This window comes from Vibrio sp. F13, assembly GCF_020806305.2.
In the GTDB taxonomy this organism is placed as follows: domain Bacteria; phylum Pseudomonadota; class Gammaproteobacteria; order Enterobacterales; family Vibrionaceae; genus Vibrio; species Vibrio crassostreae_C.
The window spans coordinates 264,121-288,545 of record NZ_CP170175.1; the positions used below are offsets into that span (position 1 = coordinate 264,121).

The following is a 24,425-nucleotide window of genomic DNA, read 5'->3' on the forward strand; positions in this document are numbered from 1 at the left end:
GCCGTGCTGAGTGATTAAGACTCCGTTCTTGAATCACTTTTTCTAGGCTGATGACATTCAAAACCGCAAATGCAGAGGCTAGGAATAAGCCTAGTATCCAAACAAAATACCACATGAAAAACTCCTTAATACAGTGAATGGCCATTACGTTCGACATACTCGCTATCGAGTCGCCCAAACATGGTTCGATAACTGAACGCGGTATAACACAGAATGATTGGCACCATCACAAACGCCACGCCAGTCATGATGTTCAAGGTCAGTTCACTCGATGTCGAATCCCACAGCGTTAGGCTATTACTCGGGTTAACGCTAGACGGGATAATGAACGGGAACATCGAGAAACCAGCCGTTAAGATGATGCAAGCGTTAGTCAGGCTTGAACTAATAAAAGCTATCGCATCCCATTTCAACCTTGCGCCAATCAAAGCCAGTAATGGAATGGTCACGCTGCCGATCGGTGCAAACCACATCCAAGGGTACGTATCGAAGTTGGTTAACCAAGCGCCCGCTTGTGTGACGACTTCTTTGTTCAAAGGATTCGAAGCCGAGCTATGATCCATCGCACTGACTATCAGATACCCATCAATATGGTTTATCGCCATACAGCCAATCACCATAAGGAAAGCGACAAATACAGCACTCGCCTGCGTCACTGTTCTTGCCTTTTTGTACACTGCGTCTGTGGCTTTCATCATCAACCACGCACCGCCTTGTAACAGCGCCATCAATAACCCGACTAGACCACACAAAAGCGCGAATGGGTTGATCAAATCGATAAACGAACCATGGTACTCAACCATCAAGAAGCTATTGAGCGTAAAAGGTAAGCCTTGCATCAAATTGCCAAACGCCACCCCAAACAAGATAGGTGGGAAGAAGCCTGAGAACGAAATTGCCAAGTCACATACTTGTCGCCACTGATCGCTGTCGATCTTTGCTCGATACTCAAGCGCCAAAGGACGCAACCACAATGAAATAAGCACCAAATACATCGCCACATAAAGGCTTGAAAACGATGTCGCATAAACCAGAGGCCAAGCCGCAAACAACGCACCACCTGCGGTAATTAACCACACTTGGTTGCCGTCCCAATGGGGCGCGATAGAGTTAATCATGACTCGTCTTTCAGCGTTCGTTTTACCAATAAACGGTAACAACGCCCCCACTCCCATATCAAAACCATCGGTGATCATAAAACCAATCAGCAGTACACCAATCAGAACCCACCAAATTAAACGCAATGTGTCATATTCGAACATGAGTCAGTCACCTTATTGTTGAACTTGTTGTGCCAATTTGGCTTCAAGTGAAGTTGTATTTTGTTCATAGTGATAGCGACCCGTTTTTAAACTGCTTGGGCCTTTTTTAGCAACGGTAATCATCAAGTAACTTTCAACAATGATAAATACGATATATAGGCTGATAATGAGAGCAAGAGACGTAAGCAGGTTTTCAACGGTTTGAGAAGAAGCCGCGACGGTCACAGGAAGAATTTCACCTACTGCCCAAGGCTGACGGCCGTATTCCGCAACAAACCAGCCAGCTTCAATCGCAACCCAAGGTAATGGAATTGACCATAGCGCCGCTTTCAGTAACCAAGGCTTTTGCGTAATGTTTTTACGGTAGGTTTGCAGGAAGGCCGCACCAAAGACAAACAACATAATGAAGCCACAACCCACCATGATTCGAAATGACCAGAAAAGTGGCCACACTGTTGGAATGGAATCATCTGCCGCTTGTTGGATTTGCTGTTCAGTCGCATCGGTTACGGTATCTGTGTAACGCTTAAGCAATAAGCCATAGCCGAGATCGTGCTTAGTTTGATCGAAAGCTCGTTCTGTCTCATGTGAGGTATCACCAGATCGCAAACGCTCTAGCAATTCATAAGCAATGATTCCGTTACGAATACGGACGAGGTGCTGGTCACGTAGGTCATGAAGACCAGTGACTTGCTCATCCAAAGATCGCGTTGCAATAATTCCCATCACATAAGGGATTTTGACCGCGAAGTCGGTTTTGCCCTCTTCTTGGTTTGGTAATCCAAACAAGGTAAACGCCGCAGGTGCAGGTTCTGTATGCCATTCCGCTTCAATTGCAGCGAGTTTCACTTTTTGAACGTCACCCAGTTCATAGCCCGACTCATCACCTAATACGATCACCGAGATAATAGAAGCAATGCCGAACGAAGCTGCAACAGCAAACGAACGTTTTGCAAAAGCAACGTCTCGCCCTTTCAACAAGTAGTAAGAGCTCACACCAAGGATAAACATCGAGCCACAGGTATACGCTGAGGCCACGGTATGCAGGAATTTAACTTGCGCGACAGGGTTAAGCACCACTTCTGCAAAACTGGTCATTTCCATACGCATAGTTTGGTAATTGAACTCTGATCCAATCGGGTTTTGCATCCAACCATTGGCAACCAAAATCCACAGTGCAGAAAAACTCGAACCCAGAGCCACCAGCCAAGTCACCACAAGGTGTTGGCGTTTCGATAGCCTTTCCCAACCGAAGAAGAACAATCCAACAAAGGTGGATTCTAGGAAGAACGCGACAAGCGCTTCGATGGCTAAAGGTGCACCGAAAATATCGCCGACATAGTGAGAATAATAAGACCAGTTGGTGCCAAACTGGAATTCCATGGTTAAACCGGTCGTGACACCCAAGGCAAAGTTAATGCCGAACAGTTTGCCCCAGAAGCGGGTCATGTCTTGATAGATTTGTTTACCGGTGAGTACATAGATCGACTCCATGATCGCCAGTAAGCACGACATACCGATAGTCAGAGGGACGAAAAGAAAGTGGAACATAGCGGTTAGCGCAAACTGTAAACGCGACAATTCAACTACATCAAACATTTAAGCTCCAAACATCATAATGATGGCTTTCATATTAAGAATTGGAGCGTATTTCAGCACAGTTCTCACGAACCAAACTAGAACAGATTGATTATTAAAAAACAGAACAGATTTACTTATTAGACGAACGACTAGTCAGAGTTTAGCTGCAACTATTGGCTTGCAATTCCATTGCCTGAATCAAGCCGCCTAGCGTTCGAATGGCTTCTGCTATTTTGTCGTCACAAGCATACGAACAGTTGAGTCGAATGTGATGAGAGAACTTTTTGTCACTGCTGAATATGATTCCCGGTGCGACAGAGATGTTTTGTTCAAGGGCTAGCTCATACAGCTTCTCAACACAAACAGAGTGCGGCAGTTCTATCCAAATGAAGTAGCAACCTTGGCTTTTATGAATCAGAGCACTCTTAGGCAAACTGGATTCTAACAATGCTATATGCGCCTTCTTCCTTTCATTCAAAAGCTTGCGAAGTTTTTTAAGATGGTTGTCATAACTATAAAATGTCAGATAGTGAGACAGTCCAAGTTGGATAGGAATACTGCTTGAGAGCGTCGAAAGGTGCTGCAATCTCTGAATTTTTAACGCTTGTTTCCTTGCAACTACCCAACCGATTCGAAAGCCGGGCGACAATGATTTAGAAAACGAACCACACAACATGATTTGCTCGCCAGTGTCATAGGCTTTAGCAGGCAATGAGCTTTGATTACCAACGTGCAGTTCTCGATACACATCGTCTTCGATCATCGGAATCTTATGTTGGTTCACCAACTCGGCCAATCGCTGCTTGTTTCCATCACTCATCGAATAGCCTACTGGGTTTTGCGACTCTGTCATAAACCAGCACGCTTTGATGTCCATTGAAGCGAACACCGACTCCAACACATCTAAATCAATCCCTGTTGTCGGGTCTGTTGGAATCTCTACGGCAGTGAGGTTAAGTCTTTCAATAGTCTGTAACACACCGTAAAACGCAGGATACTCGATAGCGACCAAGTCACCCGGCTCCGTGCAAGATTGCAAACAGAGATTAAGCGCTTCCATCGCTCCAGAAGTAATTACAATATCGTCAGGCAATGCATCTAACCCATGCATTTGGTAACGCTGGGCGATTTGCCTACGAAGTGTTTCACTGCCTGGAGGCAAATTGGTGAGCATGCTGTTGTCGGGCATTTGGCGGCTGGCATTGGCTAAACTGCGCGACAAAGCTTGATGCGGAAACAAAGCAGGATCTGGGAATGCCGAGCTAAGTGGAATGATGCTAGGGTCTTTGGCACGCTGAAGTACATCGTAAAGCAAATCACTGATTTTAACGGGATACGGCTTGATGGCTTTTTGTTGTGCGAGTTCTGAGGTGAACACATTTCTACGCGGTAACACGAAATAGCCGGACTTGGGCTTTGAGCGCACATAGCCTTGATCCTCAAGCTGCTGATAGGCTTGCAGTACCGTCTCGATACTGAGTTTATAGCGCTTACACGCATCTCTAATTGATGGGATCTTCTCACCACTCAACCAGATGTTTTGCTCTATCTGATTCTTAATTGTATTGGCGAGTATCTGTGATTTTTTCATCAAAAAGTTCTTTCTTATCCAGTGCGCTTAAGCTTCCCGAACTCCCGATATTCAAAGCATTCGAGGTGAACTGAGCATTCGAGGTAAACCAAAGCCCTACCCTAAACGCAATTCTCTTCACGGTCGACTTGTTTATCTCTCCCATAAGAAAAGACACCACACTCATCAATAGAGTGTGGTGTCTTAGTTATTACTTTAAAGCTAACTAACTAACGTTAGTTAAGATTAGTTGGCTGGACGCCACACGCCCCACTGATCATTTTCGTAGGTCGCTTTAGGGTTTGTACCACCTTGAATCCACCACTGTGCTTTCCAAGACTGGTTCGAGTACGTTACTACTTCACCGCCTAGGTAAGTCGCTGATGAGTCCCACGTGCCATTGTCTGAGTCAGGAGTCGGATCTGGATCCGGCGTTGGATCTGGGTCTGGTGTTACGCCACCGTCATCAGCAATCACTTCAAAAGTGAAGGTTTCAACACTGTCGCTTTCAATCGAGCTAGCCATAAACGATAGAGTTTCGTTTGCAGTGATGCCAGTGGTATCAACTACGATAGAATCCGTGCCATTGTTTTGAATGCTTACTGCAGAACCTTGAGTTTGAGTCAATGTCGCCGCTTCACTTGTTGCAATCACAACTTTGTCGCCAGCATTCACTACGTTGTCACTCTTCACTAGCTCGTAGATGTCACCTTTCAGTGGTTCAACACCACCGTCGCCACCATCAATCAGCGTTAACTGACCAGAAGCACGGCTATCTTTTGAGTTGAAGAAGTTACGTGAAGGGTCGTTTTGGAAATACATGTAGTGCTGCATTTCAGCGTGCCAGTCACCAATGAAGATCGCGCCATCCTTAAACTCTTCGTGCCAGCCGTTAATTTCTGAAGCCAACAAACGAGCCCAATCGTTAACGTTTGAAGCGTCGATAACGATATCGAAGCTACGTGCTACTTCACCGTACTTGTTGATGATGTCGTACTTAACGGTGTCGCCAACTTGTGGAGTACCAAATTGGTCTGAAACAAACAGATCACCACGTACTAGATCGGGCTCAGGGCCCGGCTCTGGTGGAGGGGTTGTACCACCTGCGATAGTGATGTCTGAACAGTTGTAGAAACCTTCACCTGCGGCATCGTCACGTTGCCAACGTACGTATAAGATTGCGTCGCCAGAACGGTCTGAAGGAATAGTGACATTAATGCGGTACTTGCCGCCATTAACCGGAACGTTACCCTCTTCTTGGATAAGATCTAAGTCTCCCCACGCTAGGCCTTTGCTTAGGTCCGCGTTTGGTTTCGTTAGGTAGAACTCCCAGAAAGAAGGGTTGTGTGGCGCTGTCGCATTGAATACATATTCAAACGTACCAGTATTTAGCTCGGTACGAGTCCAACCAGTATGAGGCGCACCCATGCCGCGTTTTTGCGAATCGTTGGCATAACATAACGTGCCGTCAGGAATCGCCGCTTTTACAGCATTGATATTATTGAAATCTTGGACATTTTTCGCGTACTCGTTACGTTGAACAAACGGGTATGAACCCGAAATGTCTTTTGCTTGAGCACACGCAGCATTAGGTGGTGTACCCGACCAAATCCCGCCTTGCTCGTAACACGTGTTCTGACGCGCGCTTGGAAACTCAGACCAACCATGAGCATTTGCCACTGACGGCACACTCGATAGCATAGCCATACCCACTGCTATTTTTAGAATATTATTATTTATTGTTGTCACTTTCCCACTCTCTATTATTTTACCCTAAACACAAAACCAATTGGTTACTAACCAACCAGCACTGTAATTCGAAGGTTTATAATTTCTGACTTAAAGAACAACGAAAAATATATACGTCAATTTTATCAATAACAGCGGGTTTTATATTGATAGGAATCAGCATCACACAACTCAAACAAATGCGTTGTAGATAGATGATGTTGCTTCGAATTATGACATTTCAGTATTCTATGTTGATTGAGGGAACATTATTCGGAATGAATAAAAAGGCGGCTTTATGATTAAGCCGCTTTGGGGATATAAAGGCGTTAGGTAGTAAGAAGATATTTAATAACGGCTATGCATGCCCATGCGATGTGACATGTCATCGTCGATACGACCGCCCTTCCAACCGCCGCCACCCAATAGATTAAGTACATCTCGCGCTGTGTAGTCTTCTCCGCCAAAGAAGTCATTAGACACATCATTACGCAGCAACTGAATAGTTGGAGCTAATTCAACAGCAAGATCTTGTGGATCCGCAAACAAGGCTAAAGCAATCTGTTGTTGGCGTTTACTCAACTCACGAGAACTTGTTTCAACCTGCCCAATAGAGAAGAAATCACGGCTTCCGTAGCTCTTCACCATCTTTGCAGACAATGACTTAATCACCTTTTTGATTCTTCTTCTTTGGATGTATCTAAACATATTTGCTTCCTTTACTAACTCGCCTTAAACCCAATGAGCAGCTTAACTAATTAGTCTTTTAACCAAACAAAAGATAGGTCTGATTATCGACTGAGATACTTTTGACTTCAGTGTTGAACACGGACTCTAGCTGTTCAGGCGTAAGAACTTGTTCTGCACTACCTGATGCTTGAAGTACGCCTTTGTCGAGCAACAACACTTGGTCTGCATGTCTTAAGGTCCGGTTTAGGTCGTGGTTAGCCATGATCACGGCGATGCCCTTCTCTGCCACTCGTTCAATGAGTTTGTAGAGTAAGGCTTCTTGCGCAATATCTAGTGGAGCTGCGGGTTCATCGAGGATCAGCAGCTTTGCGTAAGGATTAAGCGTCGGCCAAATTTGCAGGCACATTCCGGCCAAACGAACGCGTTGCCATTCACCACCAGACAGTGTCTGAATTGAACGATGAAGTTTGTCTGTGATGTCTAGCATCTGACTAATTTCTTCCAAAGCTGCGTTGATTTCAGCATCAAGGCCGTGTGATGAACTTGGCAGTGACAACGCAAGGTATTGGAACACTTCTAAGTTGAAGGCAGGTCTTGCGCTTTGGCACAAGTAAGCACGATGTAATGACAAGTCTTGCAGTGATAATACTGACAAGTCTTGTCCGTCGAGCTTTATATCACCTTTGTAGCCATCACCAATACCAGATATCGCTTCGAGTAAGGTACTTTTTCCGCTGCCATTAGGACCGATGACATGAGTCACCTGCCCTTGCTTGAGCTCAAATGATAACGGTAATAAGCGAGCGCCGACGCTCAGGCTCTTAATTTGAATCATGATTTTTAATTAACATCCAAATGAAGATAGGCGCACCGATACTGGTGGTCATCACACCCAAAGGCAGCTCTGCTGAATCTAATAAAGTTCTTGCACAGATATCAGCAAATACAAGCAATGCTGCACCAGCAACAGCAGACAAAGGAAGAAGGTATCGGTTGTCAGTACCAATCGCTAAGCGCAACAAGTGTGGCACAACCAAGCCAACAAAGCTGATCACGCCGCCCAATGCCACCGCGCAACCTACTAAAATAGACACGGCGAAAATTAGACGCCAGCGTAATCTCGGAACGTTCACGCCTAACTGTGCAGCATGAGTCTCGCCAATCATTAACTTATCTAGCTTACTACCTTGCAGGCACAGCCAGATAATAACGGGGATCATTACTAACGTGAGCGAGTGTTGGTACCAAGTTACACCACCCAAGCTACCCATCAGCCAATACATCAATAAGCGTAGGCTTAAGTCATCACTAAAATAGAACGCCCATGTCACCATCGCACCAGAAAGAATGCCCAACGCGACACCGACTAACAGTAATTTAGCCGTGGTGAGTCGCATGGTTTTTACCATGCTCACTAGAATCACGGTAAAACAAAGTGACCCTAAAACGGCGGCAATCATGAACAGTTCTGGTGTAGGAGCAAACGGCAAGAAGAACAGTACGATAACCATCGCCAAGCTTGCGCCACCAGAAATACCGAGCACACCTGGCTCTGCTAATACATTACCCAATAAGACTTGTAGGCTTGCGCCAGATACAGCTAACCCTGCCCCGATGGCAATAGCCGCCAATAATCGAGGTAAGCGTAAATCAACCAGTAGTTTTTGTTCTAACGTGGACAAGGTGCCCAGAGGGGAAATGAAAAGATCGCCAACCATTAGGTAAATCGCACTCAGCGCGACAAGCAGTGCTGCCATCAGATAAATGGCTCTAGTCCATTTGCGCTGTTTTTGGTGAAGAAGTTGTTGGAAATCCATATCAAGCTACTTTGAAAATGTTCGCGTAACCTTACCTGTATCCCCAAATAAACTCAAGGCTCACACCGTAATGTGAACCTTGATATTTCAACCAGTTGAGCGGTTGTTTTCGTCGTTTAAACCCGAGTCGATATTAATCGTACACAAGCTGACCATGGTCGAATCGCGTTTCAACTTCACACACCATTAAGGCTGCTCGTTGACCGATAGCAACATTACGATTAGGGAACACCACCGCTTCGTTTTCATTCTTAGCCATTAACGGTTTATCACCATCATGACCGAATACTTCACCGTGCTTGAACGCGGTAAAGTTCTCTACAGAATCTGAGAACATGAAATCGAAGTCATCATGTAAACGAACAATGGTTCTGCTCACGCGATAAGTGATGGTTCGCTTAGGTAAATGCTCTGGCTCAACTTCAGCAATCAAGTTACGCATCGCCAAGTCAAAAGCCGTTAGCTTATCAAGTTGGTTCTCACCAATTCTCGCGACCTGCCCTAGTTCCATTGTCAGTGCTTGCGCTTCGAAGTTTTCAGCACTGTACCAACTGAATGTACTGGTTGGCGCATTTGACAACAACACTGCTTCCACGTGCGCACTGTTAATGAAATCAAACAGCTCTTTACTGCGTACTTCGTGGCGAACTTTAGGGCTCACTGCAAACGAGTAATGCTTAGATAAACGGATTGCACAGTGCAAATCTAGATGCCAACGAGTGGCAGGTTCCGTTTCTTTGTAAAACTCAGTCACCAAGAACTTCAAGTTCTTCGCGATATCCACTTCTCGATTGCTCTCGTACTGCTTTTCATCAAACAGACGATTCATGTTCACATCAAGAAAACGAGTATGCGCGTTAGTGGCTTCTGGGTGAGCTATGATAAACAAGCATCTCGCGTTTACTACTTGGAAACCTGTTTCAATATCCTCAATGAGCTTATCGATCAGCTCCATTGGTGAGGTTTCGTCGCCATGAACACCGGTTGAAAAAATGATGTTCTTGGTTTCAGAATTAAAATCCGCGGGAATCACTTCCAAGACACCGCGTTGATGAAGCTTAATTTGAACACCGTTACTCAGTACGGTCTGTCCTGCAAACACTTCTTGCTCAAGATCTAGGCTGTCAAAAAGAAATGATTGGCGAAAGAGGGTCTTCGTCATGCGCTACTCCTTAATTGCACGGCCGTATGTTAATAAATTGTACATAGAAATTGTGTTGCTAGGATCGCACTTATCAACAGAAACTCCGTTATCACTCACAAATACTACCCATATATTTTTATATTACCTGCTGACTTTACTAACCGACATCTGTTCCAAATAACTTTCTCTATTTAAAGAGACTTTTGGTTGTTTCGGCTTATCTCAGGTTATGCCAGCAAGATAAGAGCCACGTAAGCTAACACAGCTCTTACCTGCTATGAACAGATTGAGATCAATTAATCTTCCTGATCGAGCAATCTTTCAAATTCATCGATTTGAACTTTGACCATGTCGATGCTTTGTTGCCAAAAATCAGCTTGAGTCAGGTCCATTCCTAAGTGCTTTTGAACGACTTCTTCCGCCATCATGCTGCCCGTATCACGAAGCAACGAAACGTAATCGCCGTAGAATTGCTCACCTTTCGCATCGCGCTGAGCGTAAACACCTTTACTGAACAGGTAACCGAACAAGTATGGGTAGTTGTAGAAGCTTACTTGAGAGATGCTGAAATGCAGTTTGCTCGCCCAGAAGTAAGGGTCAGCTTCTGTCATTGCATCGCCATACCACTCTTTCCAAGTCGTTTCCATCAAGTCACACAGCTGCTGAGCCGTTAGCTCGCCTTTTTCACGCTGCTCGTAGAAGGCTTTTTCAAACTCAAAACGAACGGGAATGTTCACCATTAATGCCAAAGAAGAAGAAAGCTCTTCCCACAGCATTTCAAGTTTCTCATTACGTGTTTGTGCTTGTTTTAACAAATGGTCTCGAACGATATTTTCAGCAAAGATCGAAGCGGTTTCTGCTAGCGTCATTGGGTAGCGTGTTTGGCACAACGGCATGTCTTTCATCACCCAGTTGTGGAACGCGTGGCCTAACTCGTGCGCTAATGTCATTAAGTCTGAGCGGCTACCGCTCCATGTCATGAACACAAGCGGAGTGCGTGTAGCAGCAAACTTGGTGCAGTAAGCGCCTAAACGTTTGTTGGCTGCTGGTGCGGCATCAATCCAACCATTATCAACCATCAAAGCGACAAAATCAGCCATCTCTGGATTTACTTCAGCGAACGCAGTTTTGATCACGTCGATCGCCTCATCAAATGGGTAAACCTTAGATTCAGCGTCACCCAGCGGCGGCATCGCAGCTAAGTGATTCCAAGGCTTCATTTCATCTAGCCCGTGAACTCTTGCCATTAACAAACCTGCTTTCTGACCAACAGCTCGATTAGCTTTCGCTACCGACATCATGGTGTCTAGCGTTTCTGGCACAATGCGGCTGCCGTGTAGGCTTGGATCTAGGAAATGCACATCGCTAATCTTCGAACGCTTTTTGTTTTCAGTCAGTCGCCAACCCGCCAATGCATTTAGAATCGAAGCAAAAGACTCTTGGTGCGTTTTCATCGCACCTTGAACCGCGCGCCATGCTGGTTCTTGTTTGTCGAATTCGCTGCCGTACAACAGGCTCGCGGCTTGTGAAAAGCCTAGGGCTTCCTCTTCACCGTCCAGCTTTAGCGACAGTTTTAAAGATCCGGTTAGGTTATCGTATAAACGACCCCATCCGTCACGACCATCAACCTTCATCGCTGCCAATAACTGCTCTTCAGCAACACTGAGTCGGCTGCTTGATAACTTACGAGAGCTTTCAATCGCAAAGCGCTGCCCTGCTACGTCCGCACTATCATGCTCTAATACTGCATCAATAAATTCTGGTTCTGCGTGAATTAGCGTATCTTCGTAAGGGCTGAACGCTTGAGACATTTCAGAGTTCAGCTTCGCTACACGACCAAGCAGTGCTTTGGCTTCTGTGTGCGTCGCGTCTACCGATGCGTGACAATTAGCGAAGGTGTTGATTGTGCTCAGTAACGTGCCTGCCGCTTCAGAAGTTTGAATGGCGTTTTGCATCGCTAGAATGATATGACGCTTTTCAACGTGTAGGTTCAACAGCTCAATGCACTGCTGAATGAGTTCAATGTCCTGTTCGATTTTTGCATCATTAAGATCGCTATAAGCAATGCTTAGATCCCAACTCGGTGTTGTCATGACTAAATTCCTTTCACGTAGGTAGTAATACCAATCTGGTATAGCGGCTGTAAACGCCGCTTTATACTTCTATTTCTATTTCTATTTACAGTTCTAATAGATTGTTAATTCTTAAACTGTGTTTTTTGAAAACTCAGAGAACAGGTAGCCCTATCGATTTAACGCTGATAAAGCTCTGCGCAAACTGAGTGATTTGAATATGCGTTATCGATGCGTTTTCTATCGATAACTTCGAGTACAAACTCGGGTTTTTCCAATCAATATTAAGGCAGTGCGCTAGCAGTATGCGAATCACACCACCATGAGTAACCAACAATATGTTGTCACTTGAATCATTCAAAAGTTGCGACCAAGCTTGAGTTACTCTGTCGTGGAAGCTCTGTAAACTTTCTGCGCCAGTTAATTGATGATTAGCAGGGTCTTTCCAAAAGGTTTCTAACATTCCCCACTTGTCTTCAAGTTCATCAAATGGGACACCATCTACTTCACCGAAGTTCATTTCCTGAAAACCCGATGCAACTGATAAAGGCACAGACATACGCTCTGCAAACAAGCTCGCGAGATCACCACATCGTCTTAGTGGAGAGCTAACCACGCTATCAAAGGTAATGTCTTGTGTAGTTAGTGCCTCACATATCTGTTCTTGAAGATCAGAGTTGACCAGCACATCAGATAAACCATTGAGCGCAGCTTTTCCTTCGACTTTGCCATGTCTTAACAAATAGATGTTTTTGGTTGTTCCATTGACCATGTGTGCGACCTAGCCTTGAATATCAAGCAAGTGATTAGATGGTTTTAAGTGCAGCGGCAATCCGGCAGCAACCAGCGTGACGCGCTCAACGACGCGAGCTAGCGCTTGGTTCATTCGTCCTGCATTGTCCACAAACAAGCGAGACACTTTACCCAGCGGCACCACACCTAAACCGACTTCGTTAGAGACCATGATAATTTGCGCCGGACTTTGCTCGACGCTTTTGACCAATACTTCAACCACGGCTTCAACCTGTTCATTAGTTGCGTCATCACCCAGTTCAAAGATGATGTTGTTCAACCACAAGGTTAGGCAATCAATCAATACCACATCTTCTTTCTCAAAAGACTGCAGTTTTTCGGCTAATTCGACGGGTACTTCATGCTCAATCCACTGCTCGCCACGACGTTGTTGATGGTGCGCGATTCGTTCTCGCATTTCATCATCAAGATATGTCGCTGTCGCAATATAATTGAGGCGTCCATTTGAACATGCTTCAAGCGCACATAATGCTTGTTGCTCTGCAAAACTAGACTTACCAGAACGAGCCCCGCCCAATACCAAATGGCTGTTTCGCTGGCTTGCTTGATTAATTTGATTAGCTTGAATAGTTTCACTCGTGTTGATCATAGGAAGCCGTTATAGAAAGCCATTGTAAAATGCAGTAATGAATACAAGGTAAGTCAGCAACTCCATTAACTGTTGAGCCGCACCCAAGCAGTCCCCAGTAAAGCCGCCAATTCGAGCCGTTAACCACGTTTTAAAACCTGTTCTGAACAGATAGGCGACGACAGATAAAACCAAAGCGAATTCAAGACCAAACCACAGGCTAGGCAGCACGCCTACCAGCAACAAGAAGACAAGTTCGCCTTTGGTTTGCTTGTTGGCCAATGGTTTACTTTTACTGGTATCTAAATCACTGACATAAGGCATGTCGTAAATTAGCGATGCAGCAATCGCGCGGCTAAAGGTATAACTGGTCACGATTACCATAAACAGTCCCGTCATGCTTATGAGTTCATTCAACAGCACCCACTTGCCAAGCAGAGCCATAATCAGAGCAGACGCACCATAAGTACCGATTCGACTGTCTTTCATGATGGTCAAACGGCGTTCTAGGGTCATGCCGCCACCAATGCCATCGGCCATATCAGTCAAACCATCTTCATGGAATGCGCCAGTGAGCATCAGGCTAAAACTCATCATCAAAAAGATCGCTACTGCACTCGGCAGTACCACATCAAGTAGCAAGAACACACCGCCACATAGAGCACCTAGCAACAAACCAACCGTTGAAAAGTAACGACCCGAACGATTCATTCGCTCTGATGAATAGGGCATATTCTTCGGCATTGGCAAGCGAGAAAAGAAACCCATCGCCAGTGCAAACAGCTCCCACTGATAAGTGACTCGACCTTTCAACGATCTTTCTGATGCATCACTCATTAAACCGTGACTCCAGCACTTTCGAAGCTCGCCATGTTGTTATAGAACTCGGCTGCCGTACGAATAATGGGCATAGCTAGCGCAGCACCCGTGCCCTCGCCTAATCTCAATCCAAGATCGAGCAGTGGCTCAGCGTCTAGCAGTTCTAACAGAATTTTGTGCCCTGACTCTTCAGAGCGATGAGCAAAGATCATGTAATCACGGCAGTTCGGTTCAATTAAGGTCGCGACATACGCTGCAACAGATACGATAAAACCATCGACTAATATTGGTGTTCTGTTCTGGTAAGCGCCAAGGAAACCACCCACCATTTGAACGATTTCATAGCCACCGACTTGTGCTAGTACCTCTTTAATATCTTTAACTTCATTCGCATCTAAACCTTTGCAACGCGCGACACCTTGCTCAACCACAGCCACTTTAAGTGCAAGCTGTTCATTGTTGATACCAGTGCCTAGGCCAACACACTCCGCTGCAGCACGATTCGCTAATGCACTTAAGATCGCTGATGCGCTGCTGGTATTTCCGATACCCATTTCACCAAACATGATGATATTGGTGCCATTCGAAATGGTTTTAGATACAAGATCTGTACCCAGTTCAATCCCACGTTCAACCGTTTCTAAACTCATTGCCGCTTCATTGGCAAAGTTATTGGTTCGCGTACCCAAACGCTGAGAGATCAACATGTCACTGTCTGATTCCACAGGCAACAATATCCCCGTGTCGACTACCGTGATATCGATATTATTCACCGCACAGAAGCAATTGATCGCCGCGCCATCGCTTAAGAAGTTCAACACCATCTGTTGTGTTACCGCGCTTGGAGCAATACTCACGCCTTCGTCAGCAATGCCATGGTCGCCAGCAAAAATGATGATACTTGGCTTATTCAATTCGATGTGTTCAACCGCAGCTTCTTTGCCTTGGCTCTGAATCAAAGCCAGTTGATGTGCGACTTTTTCTAGTAAGCCAAGTGCGCCAAGTGGCTTGGTTTTTTGGTCAATTCGGTGTTGGATGTACTGCGAGTATTGGGTATCTAACATAGTTTTTAAAAACGCTTATTCTGGGTACGTTGATATAGGGCTGCTACTTAGGTATTGCTACTTAGGGCGTGCGACAGAAAACACATTGGAAAGCGTGGCGTATTCACCGCCACCCAATCGAGATAAAGGATCAAGTGCTAACGCGTCGATCTTAAGACGCTCACTGTCTTTGTCGATCACGTCTTCGGAAATGTACACGGTTTCGACTTGAGCAAAGATAAGGCTTTGTGGCACTTCTCCAACCTCTTTTACTTCGTACAAGGTGCATCCAAAAGCGACCGCGCACTCTTTCAATCTCGGTAAAGAGAAGCCTTCAAATTCAACCAGATCAATGTTATTCGCGGTGACTTCCGAATCACCATGTTCAAGGGTAGCTGCTGTCGCCGTCATGGTTTCGGCAGAACTTGAAGAAGCAATGTGAATCACTAGCTTACCCGTTTCTAGGGCATTACGAGTGGTATCTTTGATTTCGCCGGACGGCTTCTTCCCAACCGATAACATCAGTAACGGCGGATTACTAGAAACAGGCGTGAAATAAGAGAAAGGCGCGAGGTTGTACTCTTGGTCAGAAGATTCCGTCAATGCCCACGCAATCGGGCGAGGAACAACGGTTTGTGTCATCAGGTGATAAATCTGAGTGGGAGCAAGAGTATCAAGCTTGAGGTTCATAGCACGTCCTTGGTCTATGTGAATTACGACTCAGTTTACGTGTTAAGCAAGGCTGTATCTATGGCTATGTGGCAGAAACCGCAGAGAGTGTTCTTAATTTAAACAGATCACACTGGTTTTTTCTCAGATTGACAGTCAAATTGACGAACCCTAAAACACAAATAATACTGATAATAGATTTATCAATAACTTACATTTTGGCATCGTTTATGCCTTATCTAAATTACTTATTAATCTCTCCATTGATAAGTACCCATACAGTGAATGCCCACAACACTGACGCTACACGAAGAAAGACAATCGATTGAAAGACAAAACAGAACAACGATTTAGGAGGTGTAATGATTCCAAATTCAAGTAAAAGAAAACCAAATAAATCAAGTAAGAAAGCTAGCAAAAAGGTAAGGAAAATCCCACTGTCCTTTACCTAGTAAGAAGCAAGAAAAGTAACAAAGCCCGTCGCCCAGCGGGCTTTGTTATGTTTAACGCCTAACTTAAGTTTCAAACCGCATTTATCTTTCCCACCGCCATTATGTTTCATATCGTACTTATGCTTCAGACCGTACTTATGCGTCGAGCCAAACTAAATCATCTCTTTTTCCATAAACAGGCGACTCCCCACATACTACTGACCACTCGTTTAACAAACTTTTATTCGCTTAAAATTCAAACACTGTTTATATTAAACAAGCACTTGTGGAGTGAAGAAGGGATTAAAATGAGCATTTCTGGAGACAAAACATCGGTCGTGGTGGCTGGTGCAACCGGGTTAATTGGTCATCATGTGATGAAGTTGCTCATCGATGAACCCGCCGCTGATCATATCTATGCCCTATCTCGCCGAGCGTTAGATTCACAGTTTGATTCCAACAAGCTCCACACACTCATTCACAGCGACCTGCAAGTTACCAGTTGGGATGACACGAATGCGACGCCTAATCTTGGCGTTATCTGCTTAGGTACGACTAAGAAAAAGGCAGGATCAAAAGAAGCGCTTCGCAAAATCGATGTGGAACTGGTTAGCCAAGTCGCACAGTCGATGAAGTTTCTTGGGGTTCAACGCGTAGCGGTCGTTTCTAGCTATGGCGCTTCACCAGATTCCTATTCGCACTACCTTCGCTGTAAAGGACAAATGGAACAAAATTTAAAACGTATTGGCTTCAAGCAGCTTTTCATCGCACGCCCTGGGCCTCTGGTGGGTGAGCGTGATGAACCTAGAGCTGATGAAAAACTCCTGCAAAGTGTCTTTCCTCTGCTGTCTCCATTTATGCTTGGTAAGTTCAAAAACCTACGCCCTATTCAGTCGGAAGACGTAGCCAAAGCAATGTTGTTCCGGTTATTCGAAAATAATTTCCAAAATATCGAAATTTACTCGTCAAGTGACATGCTCAATTTATTGGCAAAATATCGCTAAAAAGCTCACCTATTCATCACAATGTTGAATATCCACCCATACCATTGAGTGGATATTACTAATCGTTCTAATAAATTACTTTTCCTTATTTTACGTTTTGTAACAGAACGTTATTTTAGCAGCAGTACTGACACCTATACATCTAGGTGCCTAATTGATCTAGAGTTATTCATAAGGAAAACAAATGTCATTTTCAGCTATCGCTGCCTTGGCGGTATTCACTGGTATCCTCTTTTTTCTCTACGGACAGCAGAAAAAAGAAAACACACTTTCTCGCCTCGTTTTACTCGGTTTAGTTTTTGGTAGCGCATTTGGTCTTGGTCTACAGCTGTTATTTGGTGAAGGCAATCCGGTCATCAACGAAACACTAGACTGGGTAAATATTGTTGGCCGTGGTTATGTTGGCCTACTGAAAATGGTGATCATGCCATTAGTATTGGTTTCAATGATTGCGGCTGTAGTGAAGCTTGAAAAAGGCGGTTCACTGGGCAAGATTTCTGGTATCACTATTTCTGTACTGCTAGCAACAACCGCGATCTCTGCAATTGTTGGTATTGCAGTGGCTCAAGCATTCGGCCTGTCTGCTGAAGGTTTAACAGAAGGCGCTCGCGAAACAGCACGTATCGCAACACTTGAAAGCCGCATCGGTAGCGTTTCAGACCTAACAATTCCACAAATGCTGATCAGCTTTATTCCGACTAACCCATTTGCAGACCTAACGGGGGCTCGCTCTACGTCTATCATCGCGGTTGTTATCTTTGGTGTGCTAACGGGCATCGCTGCTCGTAAAGTGATGGCAGAGAAAGAAGAACTAGAATCTCCAATCCGTACTTTCGTTGAAACGTCACAATCTATCGTTATGCGCTTAGTTAAGATGATCATGGCACTAACGCCATACGGCATCGCAGCGTTAATGGCGAAGGTAGTTGCAACATCAAGTGCTTCTGACATCCTCAGCCTACTGGGTTTCATCGTTGCATCTTACGTTGCGATTCTACTGATGTTCGTCGTACACGGTGTGTTGGTTTCTTTTGTTGGTGTAAACCCGAAAGAGTACTTCCAAAAGATCTGGCCTGTACTGACGTTCGCTTTCACGTCTCGTAGTTCTGCAGCAACAATTCCACTGAACGTTGAAGCTCAAATCACTAAGCTAAACGTGCCACCAGCGATTGCTAACCTGTCTGCCTCTTTCGGTGCGACGATTGGTCAAAACGGTTGTGCGGGTATCTACCCTGCAATGCTAGCAGTCATGGTTGCGCCTACAGTTGGCATCGACCCAATGGACATCAACTTCATTCTGTCTCTGATTGCTATTATCACAGTGAGCTCATTCGGTATTGCTGGCGTAGGTGGCGGTGCAACGTTCGCGGCGCTTATCGTACTTCCTGCTATGGGCCTTCCTGTAACGATTGCAGCACTGCTTATCTCTATCGAGCCACTTATCGATATGGCACGTACGGCGCTTAACGTATCTGGTGCTATGACAGCCGGTACGATCACAAGCCGCCTATTAGGCAAGAAAGACAAGCAACAAGATCTGGAACAAGCGAACGCTTAATGGGTTCGATTGATTCAAGCACTTGAGTCTCGTTACACAAAAAAACCGATGCACATGCATCGGTTTTTTATTATCTGTTACTTCTAACTTCCATTACTTCACGAGCAACAGCTTAGAACACAAGTTGAATGACTTTTTCGGCAAGTGCTTCATCGTCGTCTTCACTTAATCCGCTGACACCAATAGCGCCAATCACCTGCCCATTTAATTCAATGGGAACACCGCCTTTAAAGCCAGTGATCTTTGGGTCAGTCCAGTAACTTAAGTCTTTACCAGTTTCTCTCGCCCAAGCACCTAAGTTACCGCTTGGCTGTCTATCTCTTGCAGATGTATAAGCTTTGTTCTGTGCTAACAATCCGGCTTGAACACTCACATTATCCATGCGAATAAACGCCAGTAACTCACCGTGCGTATCACACACGCTCACCGCGATTGCTTGTTGATTACGCTCAGCAATGTCTAGAGCGTTAGACACCAGTTGTTGCGCGATCTTTTGATTCAACATATTCATTCCTTATGGCAGTGCTTGACCACGTGAGTACACGTATAGGTTGTACCACTTTTCACGAGACAGGTTTATCTGAGTCGCGACTGCCGAAGCTTTGATTCGCTCTAGATTTGTGGTGCCAATTACAGGTTGGATACGAGCAGGGTGACGAAGCAAAAATGCCAACACAATCGCTTCACTTTCTACGCCATATTGGTTCGCTAACTGAGCCACGTAGTGCGCTGTCTTTTTCACGTTTTCATGTTCTGAATACAAACCTTGCTCAGCAAATCGGCCTTGTGCCAAACAGCCCCAAGCTTGCAGTTGGATGTTATTCAATTGGCAATGTTCAAGAGTGCCTGCGGCGAAGTCTGATTGATGGTGCCCTTGCGAGTTAATCATCACCCCATCATTCAACCAATCCAATTTGGCTAAGCTCATCTCAACTTGATTCGCGACGATGGGTTGCCCAAGCGCAGATTGCAGGTACTGAATTTGATGGCTGTTCATGTTCGACACACCAAAATAATCGACCTTACCTTGCGCTTTTAAGTTCTCTAACGTTCTTGCTAGCTCATCGAGTTCCATCAAAGGGTCAGGGCGGTGCAATAACAGCACATCAAGCTTTTCAGTATTCAATCGATTGAGAATACCGTCTACCGATTGGCCTACCCAATCAGCCGAGAAATCATAACGACCAACATTGCCCTCGCCTTCAAAACGAATCCCACACTTAGATTGAATGAACATCTGTTCACGCAGATCAGGCGCTTGTTGTAATGCTTGACCAAAGGCTTGCTCAGCTTTGCTGAAGGTATAGATATCCGCATGGTCGAATAAGTTAATGCCCGATTCTAGTGCGGTGCCGATTACGCTTCGTGTTTGAGCAACATCCGCACTCGTCACTGGATTATCATTCCAGCCACCACCTAACCCCATGCAGCCATAGGCAATTTGCCCAACATTCGGTAGATAATTTGATAATGGGATACGTTTTTTGTCATTCGTTTTGTTTGTAGATTCAGTGCTGTTCGTCATATCGATTCTCGCTTAGAAGATTTGCTGACCGGAAATATGCCTCTATCATATTGTTCTTTTTAAAAAACAGAATATGCTAGTTACGAAATGATTGTTTGATATGACGAACAATAGATTAGTAGGAACGCGCGAATGAACGAACACAAAAGAATAGAACGACTGATCCTGTTTGTAGAACTTGCTCAGCAACTCAACTTTACCAAGGCAGCCGAAAAGCTCGGTATCTCTAAGAGCTACCTTTCTGAACAGATCAAACGTTTAGAGAACGATTTACAGTGCCCGCTTTTGGTCAGAACCACTCGCAGTGTTCGTTTAACCCAAGAAGGCGAACGCGCGCTACAACAAGGCTTAACGATTCGCTCGCAAGTCTTACAGCTTGAACGCAGTGTTTCTGAGCAACACGACATCGTCAAAGGCCTATTACGCCTCACTGCGCCAAAGATGTTTACTGAGGTATATCTATTCGATATCTGCCAACAATTTAGGCAGCAATACCCTGAGATTCGTTTCGAGATAAACAGTAGCTACACCAACTTTAATCTCAATCAAGATGATATCGATATCGCGTTTCGTGCCACCAATACGCCACCTGACAACATGGTGGCGAAACACTTGATTAGCTATCAACATGATTTAGTCGCGACTCCCGGTTATCTTAACCAATTTGGTCGCCCTACCAATGTGAGTGACTTAAGTGATCATCAATGCTTAGCAACTCTGCACCAAACCGAGTGGCCTTTAAAATCGGTAAATATTGATGTGTCCGGCTGGCTTTCAAGTAATGACAACCACCTGCTTAAGCAACAAGCCATGGCAGGCAGTGGCATCATCCGTATTGCAAGTTACTACGTTGCGAAAGAGGTCGAACTGGGAGAATTAGAGCGAGTGCTGCCTGATGAATGTCTGCAACAAGGCAACAGTATTTATCTGTTCTATCCGCAAGTTATTTATCCGGCAAAGAAACACCAAGTGTTCGTTAAATTTGTTCAGCATTACTTTGAAAACTTGAGAGCTTGATAACTTGAAAGCTTGAAAGCTTGAAAGCTTGATAGTTTAAGATCTTGAAAACTGGAGAGCTCGATCATTTAAGAGCTTGAAGATTTGGTAGTTTAAGAATATGAAAGCTGAGTTAACGAGTTGAAGAAACGGAAACCGATGAACAGATAAATCAAATAACACGAAATAAGGTTTAAATAACCCTCTTGATTTATATACCTATATTTAAAATGGGATTATCGAACAATAATAAAGCGATTTTTCGAATGCTCTCATCGATGATTGTTCTTGATAGAAAGAAATCGTGCATTTGTTCAATAATACAATGAGTTACCTATAAATGATTAACATAACTGATATATGATGCACCGCTTCAGTATGTCACATCATCTTGGCACCAGTTCGATAACAGGATCCTCATGAGCTTTATTATATTATTACTTCTTCTGCTATTCGTAGGCTTTACACGTTTACTTCAGTGGCGAAAAACCTCTCTGTTTTTATCTCTTGTTCTTATATCGTCATTTGTGCTGATTGGTTCAGGTTTAATTCCTCGTTATTTACTGAACGATCTGCAAGCCGATTACGAAAATAAGCCTGATATCCAATGGTCTGACAATAACGCCATTGTTCTTCTGGGTGCGGGAACGCAGTTAATTAAAAGCACGCAAGAGTTCGAGCCAGCCTTTTTCTCTTTTGGCCGAATCAGTGAAACCGCCAGCCAATATAAAGATTGCGCCAAAACCCAAACCACATGCAAAGTGATCATCAGTGGTGGCGATGCACAAAATAACGGTGTTGCCGAAGCAGAAGTTTATCAGCAACAATTGCTGAGACTTGGCGTTCCGATGGGTGACATCATTCAAGAGCCAAATAGCGTCAACACTTGGAAGAACGCTCAGCTCACTAGTGACCTAATGAAATCATCATAAATTCGACAACATTGTGTTGGTTTCATCTGGCCTACATATTCGTCGTAGCGAGCTCTACTTCAACCACTTCGGCTTGAATGTTATTCCAGTGAGAGCCGACTATATGGCTGCTCAAATTTCATGGTTGCCATTGTGGTACAACTTTGCGGTCACAGATTTTGCTTTGCATGAACAGATTGGCTTTGCTCGTTACAACATTTACAACTTTATGGGTTGGAACAGCAAACGCGAAAAACCAGGTGATGCTTAATCTCTTCCAATTAAGTTAACTCGAACAATAAAAAATGCAGCAGCAATCGAACGGTTGTTGGCTGCATTTTTCGATTCTTGCTTATCACAACATCCCTCCTTATTTGGCTTACTCAGTACTTCCCCCTCCTTTAAACAATAAACCTATCTAATCCATCTTGCTGGCCTAAATTTTCCAAGCCAACATACCAAATAACGAGGCTTCAAAAACAGAAACGTTCAACAATTAATCACCCATAGATTGGATTGTTGAAACTAATTGAAGTCATCAAGATAAGTCTTTATCAAACAACAAGTTGATCAGTACAACCTCCTGATATCTATAAGTATTTATTTTCAATTCATTTCAGTATTTTTGGCATTGTTTTATATGACAAAGTACACCCCGCTAGAGCCCCTCGGCTTTAAATAATATCAATAAAATCTAATAACTCGATTCTAATAAAAATAGCCAAATAATGGCATTTAGGAACTTATTCATGCTTAACGTCAGTAAAACCGTTCTATTTAGCTCTGCCCTCTGTTTCATCTCTTTTGCCACTCATGCCAAGATATATTCAGACCAAATCGTATTGGATAACCTCGGTGAAGATATCTGCCGTTCCGATTATCGTCCGCTCAGTAATACAGAAGCTCAAGAACACAAAACCGCCCTACTATCTCGCATGAATGTGTGGGACATTGCTGGCCTTAAAAATGACTGGGTGATCATGGGGTCTGGCTACCACGGGCTCATCAAACAAGGACAACCAAGTGACAATACTTGGTGCTACCCCAATACCCCAGACGCAGGCCTGCCTTACTACGAAGCGCAAGCTATCGAAACGAACAATAACCTTGATATTCAACGCGCCTTAGTCAGCGACAACACGAACTTTATCAGGCCACTGAGTTACTTGGCCCATAACCTCGGTTACGCTTGGGTTGGAGGCGATAGCGCGCGTTACGTCGGCCAAGACATGGCAATAAAACCGCTTAACAATGGTTGGGAGATTAAAGGCAATAACGATGGAAGCTGTACCGGTGAGCGTTGTAATGAGAAGGCAACCATCACTGTCGATAACTTCTCTTACGTACTCGATAACACTGCGTTTTGGCACGGCTCGGTAGAAGAAACTGACCAAGAGCTGATCAACACCCTTACAGCTTATGCTATTAACAAGACTGATCAGTCTAAACAAATCGTCGTTGACCTTCATTTTGAGCAATCCACACAATGGAGTAAAACCCAACGCTTCGACCTTGCTGATTCAGTCGTCATTGATGAAACCTTTCATTGGCCACAAGTTGGAAAGACAGAAGTAAGAGTAGCGCTAGAAGATGGCCAACGTTTCTCCGATACCAACAATGGTGCTCGTTTTGAACCAACAGAACTGGAAGCCATCATCACCGTGCCTGCTCACTCAGTACTTCCTTTTCAAGTAGAGTTCTTACGCTCTACCATCACTTACCCATACCGTATCAAAACCAGCATGAGTTACGACGTGAACTTCACAGGTTTCCTTCGTTATAGCGGCAATGCGCTAAGCTCACACCCAACAAACCGCCCGACGGTCTCTCACACCTTTACCATGGGAACCACCAGCGAAGATCAAGCCAATATCCGCTACCAATGGGATCACCGTTATATTCCTGGAGAGATGAAATGGTGGGATTGGAGCTGGGCAATCAACACCAATGGTTTAAGTAGCATGCAGTACGCCGCAGGTGCCAGTGTCCGTCCTTTCTACACCTATGTTTCAGGCCAGTTTAGTGCGGAGTCACAATATTCTGGAATGATCGATATTGGTACCGAGCACTCTATTGATTCATTTAACGCCATGACACCTTCAGGCGATTACACACCCTACTACGCTGGTGACATCAAGGTTCTGACTGACTTCGACCCTGCAGCCCTAGCGCAACTGGGTTATAACAGCGCTCAGCTAACGCTTACCCCAATGCAGCCATAAGC

Annotated in this window: 20 protein-coding genes and 2 pseudogenes; 5 read left to right on the forward strand and 17 right to left on the reverse strand. The window is 44.7% G+C overall.

Features of this window, described 5'->3' with window-relative positions:
* Positions 1-14: 14 nt before the first annotated feature.
* From cydX to LMH68_RS01300, 15 genes and pseudogenes are all read right to left on the reverse strand, one after another.
* Positions 15-115, reverse strand: a pseudogene (cydX, locus tag LMH68_RS01230) (cytochrome bd-I oxidase subunit CydX).
* Positions 116-125: 10 nt separating this feature from the next.
* A complete protein-coding gene (gene cydB, locus LMH68_RS01235; RefSeq protein ID WP_102483266.1) occupies positions 126-1,262 on the reverse strand; it encodes a cytochrome d ubiquinol oxidase subunit II in 1,137 nt (378 codons plus the stop codon).
* A gap of 12 nt (positions 1,263-1,274) precedes the next feature.
* Positions 1,275-2,861: a cytochrome ubiquinol oxidase subunit I gene (locus LMH68_RS01240; protein WP_229647269.1), complete on the reverse strand. Its 1,587-nt coding sequence runs from the start codon at positions 2,859-2,861 to the stop codon at positions 1,275-1,277.
* 142 nt (positions 2,862-3,003) lie between these two features.
* Entirely contained in the window at positions 3,004-4,434 is a 1,431-nt protein-coding gene (locus LMH68_RS01245; protein ID WP_229647268.1) for a PLP-dependent aminotransferase family protein, read from the reverse strand.
* Positions 4,435-4,659: 225 nt separating this feature from the next.
* Positions 4,660-6,114 (reverse strand): lytic polysaccharide monooxygenase, encoded by a 1,455-nt coding sequence (locus tag LMH68_RS01250; protein WP_229647314.1) that lies wholly within the window; start codon positions 6,112-6,114, stop codon positions 4,660-4,662.
* A gap of 375 nt (positions 6,115-6,489) precedes the next feature.
* Entirely contained in the window at positions 6,490-6,849 is a 360-nt protein-coding gene (locus LMH68_RS01255) for a DUF6559 family protein (RefSeq protein ID WP_229647267.1), read from the reverse strand.
* A gap of 58 nt (positions 6,850-6,907) precedes the next feature.
* On the reverse strand, positions 6,908-7,666 hold the full coding sequence (gene btuD / locus LMH68_RS01260; protein WP_229647266.1) for a vitamin B12 ABC transporter ATP-binding protein BtuD: 759 nt from the start codon (positions 7,664-7,666) through the stop codon (positions 6,908-6,910).
* Positions 7,653-8,648 carry a vitamin B12 ABC transporter permease BtuC gene (btuC, locus tag LMH68_RS01265; RefSeq protein WP_017083474.1) on the reverse strand — a complete coding sequence of 332 codons (996 nt, stop codon included), beginning with the start codon at positions 8,646-8,648 and terminating at the stop codon, positions 7,653-7,655. Before btuC ends, btuD begins: the two co-directional genes overlap by 14 nt.
* A gap of 133 nt (positions 8,649-8,781) precedes the next feature.
* Positions 8,782-9,810, reverse strand: a complete 1,029-nt coding sequence (locus tag LMH68_RS01270; protein ID WP_017059157.1) for a succinylglutamate desuccinylase — start codon at positions 9,808-9,810, stop codon at positions 8,782-8,784.
* Between the two features lie 278 nt (positions 9,811-10,088).
* Positions 10,089-11,885, reverse strand: a complete 1,797-nt coding sequence (locus LMH68_RS01275) for a M3 family oligoendopeptidase (RefSeq protein ID WP_017066161.1) — start codon at positions 11,883-11,885, stop codon at positions 10,089-10,091.
* 133 nt (positions 11,886-12,018) lie between these two features.
* On the reverse strand, positions 12,019-12,636 hold the full coding sequence (cobC, locus tag LMH68_RS01280) for an alpha-ribazole phosphatase family protein (protein ID WP_229647265.1): 618 nt from the start codon (positions 12,634-12,636) through the stop codon (positions 12,019-12,021).
* 9 nt (positions 12,637-12,645) lie between these two features.
* Positions 12,646-13,266, reverse strand: coding sequence for a bifunctional adenosylcobinamide kinase/adenosylcobinamide-phosphate guanylyltransferase (cobU, locus tag LMH68_RS01285; RefSeq protein ID WP_229647264.1), 621 nt, complete (start codon positions 13,264-13,266; stop codon positions 12,646-12,648).
* 9 nt (positions 13,267-13,275) lie between these two features.
* Complete coding sequence (locus tag LMH68_RS01290; protein WP_229647263.1) at positions 13,276-14,082, reverse strand: adenosylcobinamide-GDP ribazoletransferase; 807 nt, start codon at positions 14,080-14,082, stop codon at positions 13,276-13,278.
* On the reverse strand, positions 14,082-15,128 hold the full coding sequence (gene cobT, locus LMH68_RS01295) for a nicotinate-nucleotide--dimethylbenzimidazole phosphoribosyltransferase (protein ID WP_229647262.1): 1,047 nt from the start codon (positions 15,126-15,128) through the stop codon (positions 14,082-14,084). Before cobT ends, LMH68_RS01290 begins: the two co-directional genes overlap by 1 nt.
* A 57-nt stretch (positions 15,129-15,185) precedes the next feature.
* The gene (locus LMH68_RS01300; protein WP_017065519.1) at positions 15,186-15,797 is read right to left on the reverse strand and encodes a flavin reductase family protein; all 612 of its coding nucleotides are present in this window, start codon (positions 15,795-15,797) and stop codon (positions 15,186-15,188) included.
* Between the two features lie 718 nt (positions 15,798-16,515).
* Between LMH68_RS01300 and LMH68_RS01305 the strand changes: the two genes are divergently transcribed.
* Positions 16,516-17,211, forward strand: a complete 696-nt coding sequence (locus tag LMH68_RS01305; protein ID WP_102393875.1) for an NAD-dependent epimerase/dehydratase family protein — start codon at positions 16,516-16,518, stop codon at positions 17,209-17,211.
* A gap of 184 nt (positions 17,212-17,395) precedes the next feature.
* Positions 17,396-18,769, forward strand: a complete 1,374-nt coding sequence (locus LMH68_RS01310) for an L-cystine transporter (protein WP_229647261.1) — start codon at positions 17,396-17,398, stop codon at positions 18,767-18,769.
* 112 nt (positions 18,770-18,881) lie between these two features.
* Here the strand turns inward: LMH68_RS01310 and LMH68_RS01315 are convergent, their stop codons facing one another.
* Together LMH68_RS01315 and LMH68_RS01320 are read right to left on the reverse strand one after the other, a co-directional pair.
* Positions 18,882-19,274 (reverse strand): GlcG/HbpS family heme-binding protein, encoded by a 393-nt coding sequence (locus LMH68_RS01315; RefSeq protein ID WP_017066157.1) that lies wholly within the window; start codon positions 19,272-19,274, stop codon positions 18,882-18,884.
* A 9-nt stretch (positions 19,275-19,283) separates the two neighbouring features.
* On the reverse strand, positions 19,284-20,294 hold the full coding sequence (locus tag LMH68_RS01320) for an aldo/keto reductase (protein ID WP_229647260.1): 1,011 nt from the start codon (positions 20,292-20,294) through the stop codon (positions 19,284-19,286).
* Positions 20,295-20,426: 132 nt separating this feature from the next.
* On the opposite strand from LMH68_RS01320, the gene LMH68_RS01325 reads away from it, so the two are divergent.
* The 3 genes and pseudogenes from LMH68_RS01325 to LMH68_RS01335 all read left to right on the forward strand — a co-directional run bounded on the left by LMH68_RS01325 (position 20,427) and on the right by LMH68_RS01335 (position 24,423).
* Positions 20,427-21,311: a LysR family transcriptional regulator gene (locus tag LMH68_RS01325; RefSeq protein WP_017059145.1), complete on the forward strand. Its 885-nt coding sequence runs from the start codon at positions 20,427-20,429 to the stop codon at positions 21,309-21,311.
* Between the two features lie 398 nt (positions 21,312-21,709).
* Positions 21,710-22,472: pseudogene (locus tag LMH68_RS01330) on the forward strand (YdcF family protein).
* 478 nt (positions 22,473-22,950) lie between these two features.
* Positions 22,951-24,423 (forward strand): aerolysin family beta-barrel pore-forming toxin, encoded by a 1,473-nt coding sequence (locus LMH68_RS01335; protein WP_229647259.1) that lies wholly within the window; start codon positions 22,951-22,953, stop codon positions 24,421-24,423.
* Positions 24,424-24,425: the final 2 nt, after the last annotated feature.

What these genes read in the sequence shown, in the direction of transcription:
- LMH68_RS01320 (WP_229647260.1), bottom strand. Translation starts at nt 20,294, where the DNA reads ATGACGAACAGCACTGAATCTACAAACAAAACGAATGACAAAAAACGT.
- cobT (WP_229647262.1), bottom strand. Translation starts at nt 15,128, where the DNA reads ATGTTAGATACCCAATACTCGCAGTACATCCAACACCGAATTGACCAA.
- LMH68_RS01250 (WP_229647314.1), bottom strand. Translation starts at nt 6,114, where the DNA reads ATGCTATCGAGTGTGCCGTCAGTGGCAAATGCTCATGGTTGGTCTGAG.
- LMH68_RS01255 (WP_229647267.1), bottom strand. Translation starts at nt 6,849, where the DNA reads ATGTTTAGATACATCCAAAGAAGAAGAATCAAAAAGGTGATTAAGTCA.
- LMH68_RS01275 (WP_017066161.1), bottom strand. Translation starts at nt 11,885, where the DNA reads ATGACAACACCGAGTTGGGATCTAAGCATTGCTTATAGCGATCTTAAT.
- LMH68_RS01325 (WP_017059145.1), top strand. Translation starts at nt 20,427, where the DNA reads ATGAACGAACACAAAAGAATAGAACGACTGATCCTGTTTGTAGAACTT.
- cydB (WP_102483266.1), bottom strand. Translation starts at nt 1,262, where the DNA reads ATGTTCGAATATGACACATTGCGTTTAATTTGGTGGGTTCTGATTGGT.
- cobU (WP_229647264.1), bottom strand. Translation starts at nt 13,266, where the DNA reads ATGATCAACACGAGTGAAACTATTCAAGCTAATCAAATTAATCAAGCA.
- btuD (WP_229647266.1), bottom strand. Translation starts at nt 7,666, where the DNA reads ATGATTCAAATTAAGAGCCTGAGCGTCGGCGCTCGCTTATTACCGTTA.
- LMH68_RS01245 (WP_229647268.1), bottom strand. Translation starts at nt 4,434, where the DNA reads ATGAAAAAATCACAGATACTCGCCAATACAATTAAGAATCAGATAGAG.
- LMH68_RS01300 (WP_017065519.1), bottom strand. Translation starts at nt 15,797, where the DNA reads ATGAACCTCAAGCTTGATACTCTTGCTCCCACTCAGATTTATCACCTG.
- cobC (WP_229647265.1), bottom strand. Translation starts at nt 12,636, where the DNA reads ATGGTCAATGGAACAACCAAAAACATCTATTTGTTAAGACATGGCAAA.
- btuC (WP_017083474.1), bottom strand. Translation starts at nt 8,648, where the DNA reads ATGGATTTCCAACAACTTCTTCACCAAAAACAGCGCAAATGGACTAGA.
- LMH68_RS01290 (WP_229647263.1), bottom strand. Translation starts at nt 14,082, where the DNA reads ATGAGTGATGCATCAGAAAGATCGTTGAAAGGTCGAGTCACTTATCAG.
- LMH68_RS01305 (WP_102393875.1), top strand. Translation starts at nt 16,516, where the DNA reads ATGAGCATTTCTGGAGACAAAACATCGGTCGTGGTGGCTGGTGCAACC.
- LMH68_RS01335 (WP_229647259.1), top strand. Translation starts at nt 22,951, where the DNA reads ATGCTTAACGTCAGTAAAACCGTTCTATTTAGCTCTGCCCTCTGTTTC.
- LMH68_RS01270 (WP_017059157.1), bottom strand. Translation starts at nt 9,810, where the DNA reads ATGACGAAGACCCTCTTTCGCCAATCATTTCTTTTTGACAGCCTAGAT.
- LMH68_RS01310 (WP_229647261.1), top strand. Translation starts at nt 17,396, where the DNA reads ATGTCATTTTCAGCTATCGCTGCCTTGGCGGTATTCACTGGTATCCTC.
- LMH68_RS01240 (WP_229647269.1), bottom strand. Translation starts at nt 2,861, where the DNA reads ATGTTTGATGTAGTTGAATTGTCGCGTTTACAGTTTGCGCTAACCGCT.
- LMH68_RS01315 (WP_017066157.1), bottom strand. Translation starts at nt 19,274, where the DNA reads ATGTTGAATCAAAAGATCGCGCAACAACTGGTGTCTAACGCTCTAGAC.